The organism is Pseudomonas rosaeacicularis, from assembly GCF_057128745.1.
In genome coordinates, this window is the sequence record NZ_JBSKHT010000016.1 from 51,367 (window position 1) to 65,542 (window position 14,176).

The following is a 14,176-nucleotide window of genomic DNA, read 5'->3' on the forward strand; positions in this document are numbered from 1 at the left end:
CAAAAGCACTAACAAGATATTGACAGTCACTATAGTTAAACAGATGGGGAACTGGAAACAATACAGACGAGTTACGTATTTTGGGCAGATTACAAACTACTTTTGATTCTATATGGATTGAAATATATTCGAAAATTTTGTCTGTCAAATGAATCTAGCAGGCTTTTAGAAACGCGCACTGTTTTTTCCCGAAAACTTAACTATTATTTAAAGGAGTTTTCGCAAATCTTTAGCTTTTGTAGTTCTGAAGCATTAACGACGTCGAAATACTGACATGTTCCCTCCACAATAATGTCACTCTCCCGTCGACCTTTTGCAAACGTGACAGTGACCTGAGGAAATAGACTTGTCTCATTTGGCGATTGCTGCAGCTGTATTCATATGTGTCTTTGGCAGCGCCCTTCTAGGCCTGTACGTGCGAGAAAAATTGCCGGACCATCATTTGAGCGACGATTCGATCGGTGTCGTGAAGCTGGCCACTGGGCTGATCGCTACGCTGGCTGCACTGGTTTTGGGACTGTTGATCTCGTCGGCAAAGAACACTTACGACACCGCTAGCAATGAACTGGTCCAAAACGCTGCATTAGTCATTCAGCTTGATCGAGATCTCGCTCGGTATGGGCCCCAGACCGACGTCATCCGCGTAGCGCTCAAGCACAATTACGCTCAAGCCGTAGAAAGCCTGGAGTCAGGCGACAGTGCAAGACTGTCCCAATTGAATGGAGCGCAAGCGATTGCACGCTCGGAAGGCCTGCAAAGCAGCATTCAGGCGCTCACCCCTGCCGACGATACTCAGCAGGCGGCTAAAGCACAGTCATTGCAACTCGTTGACGAGATTTTCGCGGCACGCTGGCTCACACTTTTGCAGGCACACGGTTCAATCCCGCTGACTCTGTTGCTAGTGCTGGTGGCCTGGCTTTCGATTATTTTCGGATGCTTTGGCCTTTTTGCTAAAGCTAACGGCACGGTGATTGGGGCTCTGATGATGTGCGCACTCAGCAGTTCGGCCGCTGTGTTGATGATTGAAGAGCTAAGCAGGCCCCTTGACGGCTTTGTTAAGGTCTCAGTTGAGCCAATGCGAGATACGCTCGAACGTATGGGCCAGTGACTTTGGATTGAGCGCTTCGACTCGCTTTAGGCGTTCGTACGCAGGACCGGAAAGTAGCGCCCCTGACATCGCTATCACGGGCTGGGCAAGGGACACAGTCAATGCATAACAAGCATTGTATAAATAGCTTCCCCTACCTCGGGTTCTCGTCAGGGTGGCCATCAGGATTTGAATACACTACATGCGAAGGGTGTGACGCTCTAAGGATGCCCCAATGAAAACAGTTATGCTCAAAATCAAACATGAATTCATGAAGGTGCTTCCGCCGACCGTTTTTTTCTTCGTTATTTTGCACATTGTGGCCCTGATTCGCGCGCTCATGGTCAAGGGCTCGGGGGTAGACTTGCCTGTATCAACGTCAGTCCTGATCGCTGCTCTGATATTGGGCAAGTCTGTATTGGTTGCCGATATGCTGCCATTCATCAATCGATTTCCCGATAAGCCGCTGATCTGGAACGTCGCCTGGAAAACACTCATCTATGCCTTTGTTGCGCTCGTTGTTCATTACCTGGAGCGACTCTACGACCAGTGGAAAGAGGCCTCTGGTTTTCTCGAGGCGAACGCGCTGCTGTGGTCATCGATGAACTGGCCTCGTTTCTGGGCCGTTCAGATCTTGCTGATCACGCTGATACTCATGTATTGCGTCATCGCAGAACTGGCACGTGTCATCGGCCGTGAGCGCCTGAAACGAATGTTTATTGGCCCCCTGCCTGTAAAAGGCGCCGATATCTCGGATGAGCCCTGATAATCGAATGCACGAGACAGTGCCATCAACGTAGTCGTTCAGTTGCCGGGAGATTCCAAGCTAAAAGGAATCGCTATGGGCCAGTCACAAACGTCCGCTTTCGGCCGATTGTGTTGAAAAGGTCGACATGGGTATCCTCAAGCCTCTTCATGGACGTGTTATGGATGGCTGCTCATGCTGACTGGCTTGAATCACCTTACTTTGGCAACTGCTAACCTTCCTCGCAGTGTCGAATTTTATGTGGAATTACTCGGTTTTAGATTGGCTGCGCGCTGGGAAACGGGGGCCTATCTTACCGTAGGCGATCTCTGGCTCTGCTTGGCGCTCGACGAGAAACGCGTTTCGGAAAAACACCCGGATTACACGCACTATGCTTTTACAGTAGGGCAAAGCGAATTTGCAGGCATCACTTCTTCCTTGCGGTCACGGAATGCTATCGAATGGAAAACCAATTCGAGCGAGGGTGACTCGTTTTATTTCTCTGACCCCGACAAACACCGACTGGAGTTGCATGTTGGCAGTCTGGCTTCGCGGCTTGATCAATGTCGGCGCCAGCCTTACGCAGGTATGGAGTTCTTTGACTGATTCTTTTTGACCGACTTATCTAATAAGTAGCTCTCCTGCCCGGCTTGCGGAAAAATCTACACATCGGCCAGCGCAAGAGTAAGCAGCATGATGGGACAGTCATCGAGTAGGCAGGATCGGCTGTTTTACTCATTCAACATTGAGCATCACATCTTAAAAATCATCTGCTGCGCAGCATTGATCGGTGTCTCGACCTTAGGGACCTACACCATCACCTCACCGATTTCTATAGCCCAATTGGCCGTCCTTCTATTGATCCCGAGTGGATGATCCGCATGCTGGTCGTGAGTACCTCGAAGAACTCGATGAGGAGGCGCTGGCTGAAGTACTTCCCGAGCGCTTATCGCTGACTGATCCTCTAGCCCGTTGGAGGGCCGCCCAGGGAGGCCCAGCGTTTTTCGCTTATTCCACGAACTACCTGACTGATGTAGAGCATGGTTAAACGTCCGGCAAAGTCATTTACCCTTGTGTCGCAAGCCAGTTTTTTCAGTCGTTAGCTAATTGATACCAAGCGCTATCAACACAAGTATGAGCAGCGCAACGTAAATGCGTGCATGAAGGTTGTCCGGGATACGACCTGCAAGAGGGATTGTCAGGCGAACACCGATCAACGAACCGACGGTCAATAAACCAAATGCGGGGAGGTAGATGTATCCCAGAAAACCGTTATTTATACCCGCCGTATCGAGCTGCCCGCTGACTCCGTACATCAGCGACCCTACTAGCGCTACTGGCAGGCTCAAGGGGTTCGCCAGTGCCGATGATTGAGCCATGCTCAAACCGGCTCTGCGCATTAACGGCACGGTCATAACGCTGCCCCCTACACCCAGCAGAGTAGCAACCGTTCCTATCGTGAAACCCTTGATAGGTATCGCACGGACAATGCTTTTGGTGTGACCTGAGCTCTTTATAAACCCCTCGCGAAACAGGCAGTCAGCGATGGTCAGCCACAGGTAAACCACGAACGCTACCCGGACTGAGTTACTGCTCATTGCACTGGTCAGCACTGCTCCAGCGACCGAACCAAGTGCGATGTAACCTGCCAGCGGCCAGATGTAGCCACGAACAAGTTTTGCAGCCCGATGCTGTTTGAACGTTGCTGTCGATGCGTTGATCACCATGACAGCAGTTGAAGTAGCGACCGCAATTTGCATCGCAGAGTCATAACCGGGCTCGCCGGGACTGTGACCGGAAATCAACACGTGATAGACCAGCGGCACGACCACAAAGCCGCCGCCGAACCCGAACAGCACAGTCGTCACTCCAGTCAGGCAGCCAAAGGCTGCGAGGATCAAAAGGCTCATCCAGTATCTTCCATTGCTCTACGATTATTCAGCAGGCATCTTATTGATGCGGCGCCTGGACGACCTTAGCGAACAAGCCAACCGTGTTTTCGTTCCGGCCAAAGCCTCATGGATCATCACGATGCACAATGCTTCCATCGCTACTCTGGATTCCACCCCTCGTAACGTCGTGGCTATCAGCACAGACTATGAACATGGGTATCGCCTACCGATGCACAGCCATCGGCGTTCTCAATTGCTGTATGGATCGAAAGGCGTCATGCAGGTAACTACGAGCCTTGGTACATGGGTCGTGCCGCCACAACGCGCGGTCTGGATTCCGCCGCAGGTATCCCACGAAGTGCTCTTTCTTGGTGTCAGGACTCACAGTTTGTACATCGAGCCCGACCGATCCCCGATCAATCAACAGCAATGCCAAGTGATTGAGGTGAGCGCATTGATGCGCCATCTGCTTCAGGAAGCCGTGGATTTGCCTTTGAAGTACGAAGATGAGGGTCGAGACGGCGTGCTGATCAGTCTTCTGTTGCACGAAATAAGACGCGCAAACGAACTCCCTTTGCATATTCCTATGCCAACCAATGAGCGGTTACTGGCTAGCTGTAAAACCTTCCTGATGGCGCCGGATATCAACCTGTCTGCCCAACAATTGGCTGATTCGTTATTCATAAGTGTGCGGACATTCACTCGCCGTTTTCGAGAGCAAACAGGCCTTAGCTTTGGGCAATGGCGTCAACGAGCATGCGTCGTTCTGGCACTTTCACGACTGGCCGCCGGCCACAGTGTGACCACCGTTGCCCTAGAAATGGGGTATGAAAGCTCCGCTGCGTTCGCGACCATGTTTCGCCGAGTATTGGGTCAGACACCTTCGGTGTATCTCATCAATTAATTCGGTCGTCGGCACAATCTACGTCCGACCGTAACGCCTTGCGTAGTTAAACCGGCAACCTCTGAGCATGGCGTGATCGTGGATGTAAAACCGACTGCGCGACGTGTCCGATGAAAGCCAAGTGCTGCCCGAACATTGCGTTTCGTAAGATCGCCCGCAACGCTCAGAAGCGGCTCGTCATGTGGCGCGCCGCATCGCGCGGACGCCGGGATATGTGCAGTCTCGCCATTAACGCGAGAAGGTCGAAATGTTGTTAGCTTTTCTCAAGCGGATGTTGAAACTGGATCGCTTGCGACTACGAGGCATGAATGGCGAGACCGATGAGTTCACGATAGCGGCTACTCATCTCATCGCAAATTGCGAAACGATGCACGTATACACGCACTCGCACTTGCCCTCGTTGGACCCCTGCTCCGACCACATGACGTTTCAACCCTGCACAATCGGTTAGCGGCAACAAACCAAGACTACAGCCCCCGCCGCCCCCCCGCTAAAAAGCAGTGTTTCGACCGCTTTACATCCAATTCTTTGGGCAGAGTGCACAAAACATTTGCAGGCCCAATCTTATGGTATACCATCAGACCAAGTACAAACCCACGCACACTCTGATGAAGAACCCTGGGAGCACCTCATGAGTTTCGAAATTCGTAAAATCGTCAGCTACATCGAAGAAACCCTGATCGAAGGCGGCAAGCCTACGGATACGCCAGTGACCATGGTCGGCCTTGCTGCCGTCATCAAGAACCCGTGGCACGGTCGCGGTTTCGTTGACGACCTGAAACCTGAAATTCGCGCCAATTGCTCTGAGCTGGGTGCGCTGATGGTTGAGCGCCTCGCTGCTCTCATCGGTGGCGCCGACAAGATCCAAGCCTACGGCAAGGCGGCAGTCGTGGGTGCGGACGGTGAAATCGAACACGCCTCGGCGGTGATTCATACCCTGCGCTTTGGCAACCACTACCGTGAGGCGGTCAAGGCCAAGAGCTACCTGAGCTTTACCAACAAGCGCGGCGGACCGGGCACCTCGATCCAGATCCCTATGATGAACAAGGACGATGAAGGCCTGCGCTCGCACTACATCACGCTGGAAATGCAGATCGAAGACTCGCCGCGCGCCGACGAAATCGTCGTGGTGCTCGGTGCTGCCAACGGCGGCCGTCTGCACCCGCGCATTGGCAATCGCTACATGGACCTGGAAGAACTGGCCGCTGAAAAAGCGCAGTAATTGTCGTCCTGAATACTAATAAGGCCTGTGCAGGAGCGCTCCATGATTCGGCTCACCGCTGAACTCACCCCGGCCGGCACCAGTTACCTGGCGACCGGCCAAGGCCACCCCGTGGTATTGATCCACGGGGTCGGTTTGAACAAAGAGATGTGGGGCGGACAAATCGTCGGTTTGTCCCCGCACTATCGTGTCGTTGCCTATGACATGTTGGGGCATGGAGCCAGTCCGCGCCCTGACCCGGACACCGGATTGTCGGGCTATGCCGAGCAACTGCGCGAACTGCTGGAACACCTGGGCGTGCCAAGCGCCACGGTGATCGGTTTTTCCATGGGCGGCCTGGTGGCGCGGGCATTTGCCCTGCACTTCCCGGAGCATTTGTCCGGCATGGTCGTTCTCAACAGCGTCTTCAACCGCAGCGCCGAGCAACGTGCGAGCGTCATCGCCCGCACCAGCCAGGCGGCGGAGCATGGTCCGGACGCCAATGCAGCCGAGGCGCTGACCCGATGGTTCAGTCGCGAATATCAAGCCGCGAACCCAGCTCAGATTGCGGCGATCCGGCAGATTCTCGCGAGCAACGATCCTCAGGGTTACCTGACCACTTACAAGCTGTTCGCCACGCAGGACATGTACCGCGCCGACGACCTGGGCGAGATTCAGGCGCCGACGCTGATTGCCACCGGCGAGCTTGATCCGGGTTCTACGCCGGACATGGCGCGTCAGTTGGCGATGCGCATTCATGGCGCCGAAGTGGCGATACTTCCCGAGCAGCGGCATATGATGCCGGTGGAGTCGCCGCGACTGGTCAACCAGGTGCTGCTGGACTTCCTTCGCAGAGCGCAGTCTCAACACAACCCGGCAAAGGAGATCGTTGCATGACGCTCACCCGATTCCAGATGTGCATCGATGGCCAATGGGTCGATGCGCTTTCAGGCAAGACCTTCGAAAGCCTCAATCCAGCACTGGCAAAGCCTTGGGCCGAACTGCCGGATGCCGACGAAGCGGATGTCGATCGCGCCGTTCAGGCCGCGCAAAAGGCTTTCGAAAACCCGGCCTGGCGCAAGCTCACGGCGACCGCACGCGGCAAACTGCTGCGCCGGCTGGGTGACCTTATTGCTGAAAACAAAGAACAGCTCGCGCAGCTGGAAAGCCGCGACAACGGTAAACTGATTCGCGAAACCCGCGGCCAGGTGAGCTACTTGCCGGAGTTCTTCCACTACACCGCTGGCCTGGCCGACAAGCTCGAAGGCGGCACGCTGCCCCTGGACAAGCCCGACCTGTTTGCCTACACCGTGCACGAACCGATGGGTGTGGTGGCCGGGATCATTCCCTGGAACAGCCCGCTTTACCTGACCGCGATCAAGCTCGCGCCAGCCCTGGCCGCCGGCAATACCATCGTGCTCAAGCCTTCGGAACATGCCTCCGCCACCGTGCTTGAACTGGCGCGCCTGGCACTGGAAGCAGGCATTCCGCCGGGCGTCGTCAACGTGGTCACCGGTTACGGTCCAAGCACCGGCGCCGCCCTCACCCGCCATCCACTGGTGCGCAAGATTGCCTTCACCGGCGGCGCGACGACCGCTCGCCATGTGGTGCGCAGCAGCGCCGAAAACTTCGCCAGACTGTCGCTGGAACTGGGGGGCAAGTCGCCAAACATCATTTTTGCCGACGCCGACCTCGACAGCGCGATCAATGGCGCCATCGCCGGCATCTACGCGGCCTCCGGCCAGAGCTGCGTATCGGGCTCGCGGTTGCTGGTACAGGATGAAATCTACGACGAATTCGTCGAACGCCTGGTTCAACGCGCGCAACGCATCCGCATCGGCAACCCGCAGGATGAAACCAGCGAAATGGGCCCGATGGCCACTGCCCAGCAATTGGAGGTGGTCGAAGGCCTGGTCGCTGACGCACTGGCTGAAGGCGCGCGCTTGCGCACCGGTGGCAAACGTGCGCAGCTGGACAGCGAAGGCTGGTATTACGAGCCGACGTTGTTGGAGTGCGACCGCAATTCGATGAAGATCATGCAGGAAGAGGTCTTCGGGCCCGTGGCCTCGGTCATCCGTTTCAAGGACGAGGCCCATGCGCTGGCCATCGCCAATGACTCGCAGTTTGGCCTGGCAGCCGGCATCTGGACTCGCGATCTGGGGCGCGCGCACCGTCTGGCGCGCGACGTTCGCTCCGGGATCATCTGGGTCAACACCTACCGCGCGGTCTCGGCCATGGCGCCCATCGGCGGTTTCAAGAACAGCGGCTACGGTCGCGAGAGTGGCATCGATTCGGTGCTGGCCTATACCGAGCTGAAAACGGTGTGGATCAACCTTTCGCAAGAACCGATGCCCGACCCTTTCGTGATGCGTTAAACGAGGCTGCTGAAATGATCGAACCCGGGATTTACAAAGACGTCATGGCGTCCTTTCCCTCCGGCGTCACTGTGGTCACCACGCTGGATCCGGACGGCGCCCTCGTCGGCATCACGGCCAGCGCATTCAGTGCGCTGTCCATCGACCCCGCGCTGGTGCTGTTCTGCCCCAACTACGCGTCGGACACCTACCCGATCCTGCGCGACAGCAAACGCTTTGCGATCCATTTGCTGTCCGCAGACCAGAAAGCCTACGCCTACGCCTTCGCCGGCAAAGGCAAGGACAAGGCCAAAGGCATCGAGTGGCATCTGAGCGAGCTGGGCAACCCGCTGCTGAACAATGCGACGGCGATCATCGAGTGCGAGCTGTGGCGTGAATACGACGGCGGCGACCACGCGATCATCGTTGGCGAGGTGCGCAACCTGATCCTGCCCGCCGAGCCTGTCACACCGATGGTCTATCACTTGGGAAAACTGGGGCCCTTGCCGGTATTTGCCTGACGCAACCTGCGGCGAGAGCTGTCTTTAACTCCGGCGCGGGACCTTCCAGGCGCGCCGGGTGGTGGGGAGCAAACGGCATGATAAACTCCGGCACAATTTCGGCCCGGCCCTCCAACGGGCCGGCCCCAGCCAACCCGTTGGCTGTCTGACATGACTGCGGACTTGCTGCCCGAGCCGTTTTTGCTGTCCGGACACCCACTTTCAGAGCGGACCCCATGAAACGCCTGCCACTCGACGACAGCTTCAAGGTCAATCGCAACCCCATCACCCTGCGGGAAATCGTGCTGGACAAACTGCGCAGCGCGATCATGAACTTCCAGCTCATGCCCGGTGATCGTCTGGTCGAACGTGACCTGTGCGAACGCCTCGGTGTCAGCCGTACCTCGGTGCGTGAAGCGCTGCGCCACCTGGAGTCCGAAGGGCTGGTGGAATTCGCCGACGCCAAAGGCCCAAGCGTCGCCATCATCACCCTCGAAGACGCCTGCGACATCTATGAACTGCGCTGCGTGCTGGAAGGATTAATCGTTCAGCTGTTCACTCTGCGCGCCAAGGCCAAAGACATTCGTGCCCTGGAAAAAGCCCTCGAAGAGAACCGCAAGGCGCTCGCGGAAGGCGAACTGCAGCAGGTGCTGGATTCGGTCCAGGGTTTTTACGACGTGCTGCTGGAGGGTTCGGGCAACCACATCGCCGCGACCCAGTTGCGCCAGTTGCAAGCCCGTATCAGCTACTTGCGCGCGACCTCCGTTTCCCAGGAGAACCGTCGCGGCGCGAGCAATCAGGAAATGGAAAAAATCGTCGCGGCGATCAAGAGCGGCGATCCGCTGGCGGCACACCAGGCGTCGGTTGACCATGTGCGCAATGCCGCGAAGGTGGCGATGGATTACCTGAAATCCAAACAGGACGATGGCAGCAAGGCCCGCGACATCGTCGTTCCGGTAGCCCTGAAGGAACCCCGCATAGGACGTTGACATGCCTCTTCCGCGCTTTTGTCCGCAATGTGGCAGCACTGACCTGAGTCAGTGCGTGCCAACCGGCGATACCCATGAGCGGCTGATGTGCGCAGGCTGTCACTACGTCCATTACGTCAATCCGAAGATCATCGCCGGCTGCATCCTTGAGCAGGAAGGCAAATATCTGCTGTGCCAGCGTGCAATCCCGCCGCGTCCCGGCACCTGGACCTTGCCGGCCGGCTTCATGGAAAGCGGCGAGACCACCGAGCAGGCGGCGCTGCGTGAGGTCTGGGAAGAAAGCGGCGTTAGAGCCGAGATCATCTCGCCCTATTCGATCTTCAGCGTGCCGCAGATCAGCGAGGTGTACATCGTGTTCCGCGCGATCGCCCTCGAGAACACCGGGCAGTTCGGTCCTGAAACCCTCGACTGTCGCTTCTTCGCCCCTGAAGACATCCCATGGGACGAGATCTACTACCCCGCCATCAGGCAAATCCTCGAACGCTACATCATCGAGCGCCAGGCCGGGGTGTATGGCCTCTACGTCGGCAACGACGACACCGGAAAAGTGCATTTCATTCGCTGAGCCGGAATGCTGAATACACGCGTTGCTCCTGTAGCAGACAACTTGTCGGCGAGGCTTGATTCAGGGCTTCCTGCACACGGCCTCGCGAACAAGTTCGCTCCTACAGATTCCGCGTTTCCCGTGGGAATCGTGCGCCCTCCCTACCCTTCAAACCCCTCCACAATCACGATCTGCGCCTGCGCGGCTCCTTGTCGATGGCTCATCGCTTCCTGATATTGGGGCGAGCGGTAACAGGCAACTGCCTGCTCATACGACTCAAACTCGATGATCACTGTGCGCTGGGGCGTTTCACGACCTTCCAGTGCCTCGGAGCGACCGCCCCGGGCGAGGAATTTTCCGCCGTACAGCTTGAACGCCGCCGGCCCGCGCTGGGTGTATTCGCTGTACTGCTGAGGGTCCGTCACGTCTACGTGGGCAATCCAATAGGCTTTCATCGCGATCTCTCCGTTTGACAAGGGTGTTTCAAAAAGGACGAATCTGTGAAATATTCTGTCTTATGGTATACCACGATTTTAATTCCACGACACCGAGATCCCGCGCATGGCGTTCGACCGCATCGAAGACATCATCGAAGACTACCGCCAAGGCAAGATGGTTTTGCTGGTCGATGACGAAGACCGAGAAAACGAAGGTGACCTGTTGCTCGCCGCAGATCGATGCACAGCTCAGGCCATCAGCTTCATGGCGTGTGAAGCGCGCGGCCTGATTTGCCTGACGCTCACCGATGAGCATTGCCAGCGCCTGGGTCTGGAACAGATGGTCCCGAGCAATGGCAGCGTGTTCGCCACCGCGTTCACCGTCTCTATCGAAGCGGCCAGCGGCGTCACGACCGGCATATCGGCCGCCGACCGGGCCCGCACTGTCGAAGCTGCCGTCGCCGCTGATGCGTGCGCCGACGATCTGGTTCAGCCCGGCCACATCTTTCCGTTGCGCGCCCGTGAAGGCGGCGTGTTGACCCGCGCCGGTCATACCGAAGCCGGCTGCGACCTGGCCCGGCTGGCCGGCTTTTCCCCCGCATCGGTCATCGTCGAAGTCATGAATGACGACGGCACCATGGCCCGGCGCCCGGACCTGGAAGTGTTCGCTGCCAGACACGGTATCCGCATCGGCACCATCGCTGACCTGATCCACTACCGTCTGAGCACCGAGCACACCATTGTTCGCATCGGCGAACGAGAACTGCCGACGGTACACGGCACCTTCCGTCTGATCAGCTACGAAGATCGCATCGAAGGCGGCGTCCATATGGCTATGGTCATGGGCGATATCCATCGCGAAAAAGCCACGTTGGTGCGCGTGCATGTGGTCGATCCCCTGCGTGATCTGGTGGGCGCCGAATACAGCGGCCCGGCCAACTGGACGCTGTGGGCTGCACTGCAAAAGGTCGCCGAAGAAGGCTGCGGGGTGGTGGTGGTGCTCGCCAATCATGAATCGTCCCAGGCGCTGCTTGAACGCATTCCACAGCTCACCAAACCGCCTCGCCAGTACACCCGCTCTCAGTCGCGGATTTATTCCGAAGTCGGCACCGGGGCGCAGATCCTGCAAGACATTAGCGTCGGGAAATTGCGCCATCTGGGGCCGCCGCTCAAGTACGCGGGACTGACTGGATATGATCTGGAAGTGGTTGAAAGCATTCCGTTTTCAGGGTGAAGAACCGCGTATGGCCGAGTGGACGATTCGCCGGCCAATCCAGCTTTCACCCCGTAAACGTTGGGCTTTAACAGATAAGAAATTCAGGATTCGAGACATTCTCAAGCGGCAAAGTGCTTGCAGAAAGTTTGGAATACCATAATATGACATTCCGTAGGCCGAGCAATTTTCAGTCAGGTGCGCCCGTGAGGGACAGCACAAACAACAGCTCCTGACCGGCCCCGTTTTTCATGGTCCCGACGATTGCGTCAAGGACCCACTGCTCCCGACAGGCGGGCAATTGCAGCCCGCTCAAAAACACAACAAATGAGGGCGTGAAAATGGTGTTGATTCAACGTGCAACAGCGGTTCTGACAGCGGGTGTATTAGCGCTCTCATGTCACGCGGCGATCGCCGCTGACAGCGTCAACTTCGTCAGCTGGGGCGGTTCGACCCAGGATGCGCAGAAGCAGGCGTGGGCGGCACCTTTCACCAAAGCGTCGGGCATCGCAGTGGTCCAGGACGGTCCGACCGACTACGGCAAACTCAAGGCGATGGTTGAAAGCGGCAACGTGCAGTGGGACGTGGTCGATGTTGAAGCCGACTTTGCCTTGCGCGCCGCGAGCGAAGGCCTGCTCGAACCCCTCGACTTCAGCGTGATCAAAAAAGATCGCCTCGACCCTCGCTTCGTGTCCGACCATGGCGTCGGCTCCTTCTTCTTTTCGTTCGTACTCGGATACAACGAAAGCAAGCTGGGCAAAGCCAAGCCTGAAGACTGGTCCGCCCTCTTCGACACCAAAACCTATCCCGGCAAACGCGCGCTGTACAAATGGCCAAGCCCTGGCGTGCTCGAACTTGCGTTGCTGGCCGATGGCGTGCCTGCCGACAAGCTCTATCCGCTGGACCTCGACCGCGCGTTCAAGAAGCTCGACACGATCAAGAAAGACATCGTCTGGTGGGGAGGCGGCGCGCAGTCGCAGCAACTGCTGGCCTCGGGTGAAGCTTCGCTGGGGCAGTTCTGGAACGGTCGTGTCTACGCCCTGCAGCAAGACGCAGCCCCGGTTGGCGTGAGCTGGAAACAGAACCTGGTCATGGCCGATTTCCTGGTCGTGCCCAAAGGCGCGAAGAATAAGGACGCTGCCATGAAGCTGATCGCTGAAGCGTCGAGCGCCAAGGGTCAGGCCGACTTCTCCAGCCTGACCGCCTACGCGCCGGTCAACCTTGACAGCGTTCAGCGCCTTGATTCGACGCTCGCGCCGAACCTGCCGACCGCCTACGCCAAGGATCAAATCACTCTCGACTTCGCGTACTGGGCCAAGAACGGCTCGGCGATCGCGACACGGTGGAACGAATGGCTGGTCAAATAAAAATGACGGCCATCACAGCCCGTCAATCCAACCCTGCCGGGGGTGCATCCAGCACCGCCGGCGCGGTACCCCCTCAAGCCGTCACGACCCGGTTGCCGGTGCCGCTGTCGCAACGCTGGCGCGGCAGTCGCAATCTGCTGCCTGCGCTGATCTTTCTCGGGCTGTTCTTCTTCGCACCATTGATCGGCCTGCTGTTGAGAGGCGTGCTCGAGCCGACGCCGGGGCTTGGTAATTACGAGCAACTGTTCGCCAATTCCGCTTACGCGCGCGTGTTGTTCAACACCTTTTCGGTGGCAGGCCTGGTGACGCTGTTCAGTCTGCTGCTGGGCTTTCCGCTGGCGTGGGCGATCACCCTGGTGCCACGCGGCTGGGGGCGCTGGATGCTCAACATCGTGCTGCTGTCGATGTGGACCAGTCTGCTGGCGCGCACCTACTCCTGGCTGGTGCTGTTGCAGGCGTCGGGCGTGATCAACAAGGCGCTGATGGCAGTGGGGATCATCGATCAGCCGCTGGAAATGGTGCACAACCTGACCGGCGTGGTGATCGGCATGAGCTACATCATGATTCCGTTCATCGTGCTGCCGTTGCAGGCCACGATGGCGGCGATCGATCCGATGGTGCTTCAGGCTGGCTCCATCTGCGGCGCGAGCCCCTGGACCAACTTCTTCAAAGTGTTCCTGCCGCTGTGCCGCTCGGGTCTGTTCTCGGGTGGGTTGATGGTGTTCGTCATGTCGCTGGGGTACTACGTGACCCCTGCCCTGCTGGGCGGCGCACAAGACATGATGCTGCCTGAATTTATCGTGCAACAGGTGCAGTCATTCCTCAATTGGGGGTTGGCGAGTGCGGCGGCGGCATTGCTGATCGTCATCACGCTGGTGCTGTTCTACTTCTATCTGAAGCTGCAACCGGAATCCCCGGTCGGCGCCAATTCCGCGAGGTAAAC

At 57.5% G+C, this 14,176-nt stretch carries 15 protein-coding genes and 2 pseudogenes; 15 read left to right on the plus strand and 2 right to left on the minus strand.

The window, feature by feature from the left end:
- The first annotated feature begins 346 nt into the window (after positions 1-346).
- The 4 genes and pseudogenes from ACWKWM_RS20640 to ACWKWM_RS20655 all read left to right on the plus strand — a co-directional run.
- Positions 347-1,108: a bestrophin-like domain gene (locus ACWKWM_RS20640; protein ID WP_483847912.1), complete on the plus strand. Its 762-nt coding sequence runs from the start codon at positions 347-349 to the stop codon at positions 1,106-1,108.
- A gap of 214 nt (positions 1,109-1,322) precedes the next feature.
- Positions 1,323-1,853, plus strand: a complete 531-nt coding sequence (locus ACWKWM_RS20645) for a hypothetical protein (protein WP_483847913.1) — start codon at positions 1,323-1,325, stop codon at positions 1,851-1,853.
- Between the two features lie 174 nt (positions 1,854-2,027).
- Positions 2,028-2,438: a fosfomycin resistance glutathione transferase gene (fos, locus tag ACWKWM_RS20650; protein WP_483847914.1), complete on the plus strand. Its 411-nt coding sequence runs from the start codon at positions 2,028-2,030 to the stop codon at positions 2,436-2,438.
- A gap of 87 nt (positions 2,439-2,525) precedes the next feature.
- A pseudogene (locus ACWKWM_RS20655) lies at positions 2,526-2,877 on the plus strand (transposase); the annotation flags it as partial.
- A 58-nt stretch (positions 2,878-2,935) separates the two neighbouring features.
- On the opposite strand, the gene ACWKWM_RS20660 reads toward ACWKWM_RS20655, so the two are convergent.
- Positions 2,936-3,742 (minus strand): sulfite exporter TauE/SafE family protein, encoded by an 807-nt coding sequence (locus ACWKWM_RS20660; RefSeq protein WP_483847915.1) that lies wholly within the window; start codon positions 3,740-3,742, stop codon positions 2,936-2,938.
- A gap of 121 nt (positions 3,743-3,863) precedes the next feature.
- Between ACWKWM_RS20660 and ACWKWM_RS20665 the strand changes: the two genes are divergently transcribed.
- From ACWKWM_RS20665 to ACWKWM_RS20700, 8 genes and pseudogenes are all read left to right on the plus strand, one after another.
- Positions 3,864-4,628 carry an AraC family transcriptional regulator gene (locus ACWKWM_RS20665; RefSeq protein WP_483848042.1) on the plus strand — a complete coding sequence of 255 codons (765 nt, stop codon included), beginning with the start codon at positions 3,864-3,866 and terminating at the stop codon, positions 4,626-4,628.
- A 77-nt stretch (positions 4,629-4,705) separates the two neighbouring features.
- A pseudogene (locus ACWKWM_RS20670) lies at positions 4,706-5,079 on the plus strand (transposase); the annotation flags it as partial.
- A 180-nt stretch (positions 5,080-5,259) separates the two neighbouring features.
- Positions 5,260-5,850 (plus strand): amino acid synthesis family protein, encoded by a 591-nt coding sequence (locus tag ACWKWM_RS20675; RefSeq protein ID WP_483847916.1) that lies wholly within the window; start codon positions 5,260-5,262, stop codon positions 5,848-5,850.
- 42 nt (positions 5,851-5,892) lie between these two features.
- A complete protein-coding gene (locus ACWKWM_RS20680; protein ID WP_483847917.1) occupies positions 5,893-6,726 on the plus strand; it encodes an alpha/beta fold hydrolase in 834 nt (277 codons plus the stop codon).
- A complete protein-coding gene (locus ACWKWM_RS20685) occupies positions 6,723-8,204 on the plus strand; it encodes an aldehyde dehydrogenase (protein ID WP_483847918.1) in 1,482 nt (493 codons plus the stop codon). The genes ACWKWM_RS20680 and ACWKWM_RS20685 overlap by 4 nt, the downstream gene beginning before the upstream one ends.
- 14 nt (positions 8,205-8,218) lie before the next feature.
- Positions 8,219-8,704: a flavin reductase family protein gene (locus ACWKWM_RS20690; protein WP_483847919.1), complete on the plus strand. Its 486-nt coding sequence runs from the start codon at positions 8,219-8,221 to the stop codon at positions 8,702-8,704.
- Positions 8,705-8,919: 215 nt separating this feature from the next.
- A complete protein-coding gene (locus ACWKWM_RS20695; protein WP_483847920.1) occupies positions 8,920-9,672 on the plus strand; it encodes a GntR family transcriptional regulator in 753 nt (250 codons plus the stop codon).
- A gap of 1 nt (position 9,673) precedes the next feature.
- Positions 9,674-10,237: an NUDIX hydrolase gene (locus tag ACWKWM_RS20700; RefSeq protein WP_483847921.1), complete on the plus strand. Its 564-nt coding sequence runs from the start codon at positions 9,674-9,676 to the stop codon at positions 10,235-10,237.
- Between the two features lie 140 nt (positions 10,238-10,377).
- On the opposite strand, the gene ACWKWM_RS20705 is transcribed toward ACWKWM_RS20700, so the two are convergent.
- Positions 10,378-10,671, minus strand: a complete 294-nt coding sequence (locus ACWKWM_RS20705; protein ID WP_483847922.1) for a DUF1330 domain-containing protein — start codon at positions 10,669-10,671, stop codon at positions 10,378-10,380.
- 106 nt (positions 10,672-10,777) lie between these two features.
- On the opposite strand from ACWKWM_RS20705, the gene ribBA reads away from it, so the two are divergent.
- The 3 genes from ribBA (at position 10,778) to ACWKWM_RS20720 (ending at position 14,174) form a co-directional block, all read left to right on the plus strand.
- Positions 10,778-11,887, plus strand: coding sequence for a bifunctional 3,4-dihydroxy-2-butanone-4-phosphate synthase/GTP cyclohydrolase II (gene ribBA / locus ACWKWM_RS20710; protein ID WP_483847923.1), 1,110 nt, complete (start codon positions 10,778-10,780; stop codon positions 11,885-11,887).
- Positions 11,888-12,207: 320 nt separating this feature from the next.
- Positions 12,208-13,233: an ABC transporter substrate-binding protein gene (locus tag ACWKWM_RS20715; protein WP_483847924.1), complete on the plus strand. Its 1,026-nt coding sequence runs from the start codon at positions 12,208-12,210 to the stop codon at positions 13,231-13,233.
- Positions 13,218-14,174: an ABC transporter permease gene (locus ACWKWM_RS20720; RefSeq protein WP_483847925.1), complete on the plus strand. Its 957-nt coding sequence runs from the start codon at positions 13,218-13,220 to the stop codon at positions 14,172-14,174. The genes ACWKWM_RS20715 and ACWKWM_RS20720 overlap by 16 nt, the downstream gene beginning before the upstream one ends.
- The last annotated feature ends 2 nt before the right edge of the window (positions 14,175-14,176 follow it).

Excerpts from the sequence above, each read along its gene's own strand:
- ACWKWM_RS20645 (WP_483847913.1), top strand. The coding sequence starts at position 1,323 with ATGAAAACAGTTATGCTCAAAATCAAACATGAATTCATGAAGGTGCTT.
- fos (WP_483847914.1), top strand. The coding sequence starts at position 2,028 with ATGCTGACTGGCTTGAATCACCTTACTTTGGCAACTGCTAACCTTCCT.
- ACWKWM_RS20660 (WP_483847915.1), bottom strand. The coding sequence starts at position 3,742 with ATGAGCCTTTTGATCCTCGCAGCCTTTGGCTGCCTGACTGGAGTGACG.
- ACWKWM_RS20665 (WP_483848042.1), top strand. The coding sequence starts at position 3,864 with ATGCACAATGCTTCCATCGCTACTCTGGATTCCACCCCTCGTAACGTC.
- ACWKWM_RS20675 (WP_483847916.1), top strand. The coding sequence starts at position 5,260 with ATGAGTTTCGAAATTCGTAAAATCGTCAGCTACATCGAAGAAACCCTG.
- ACWKWM_RS20680 (WP_483847917.1), top strand. The coding sequence starts at position 5,893 with ATGATTCGGCTCACCGCTGAACTCACCCCGGCCGGCACCAGTTACCTG.
- ACWKWM_RS20685 (WP_483847918.1), top strand. The coding sequence starts at position 6,723 with ATGACGCTCACCCGATTCCAGATGTGCATCGATGGCCAATGGGTCGAT.
- ACWKWM_RS20690 (WP_483847919.1), top strand. The coding sequence starts at position 8,219 with ATGATCGAACCCGGGATTTACAAAGACGTCATGGCGTCCTTTCCCTCC.
- ACWKWM_RS20695 (WP_483847920.1), top strand. The coding sequence starts at position 8,920 with ATGAAACGCCTGCCACTCGACGACAGCTTCAAGGTCAATCGCAACCCC.
- ACWKWM_RS20700 (WP_483847921.1), top strand. The coding sequence starts at position 9,674 with ATGCCTCTTCCGCGCTTTTGTCCGCAATGTGGCAGCACTGACCTGAGT.
- ACWKWM_RS20705 (WP_483847922.1), bottom strand. The coding sequence starts at position 10,671 with ATGAAAGCCTATTGGATTGCCCACGTAGACGTGACGGACCCTCAGCAG.
- ribBA (WP_483847923.1), top strand. The coding sequence starts at position 10,778 with ATGGCGTTCGACCGCATCGAAGACATCATCGAAGACTACCGCCAAGGC.
- ACWKWM_RS20715 (WP_483847924.1), top strand. The coding sequence starts at position 12,208 with ATGGTGTTGATTCAACGTGCAACAGCGGTTCTGACAGCGGGTGTATTA.
- ACWKWM_RS20720 (WP_483847925.1), top strand. The coding sequence starts at position 13,218 with ATGGCTGGTCAAATAAAAATGACGGCCATCACAGCCCGTCAATCCAAC.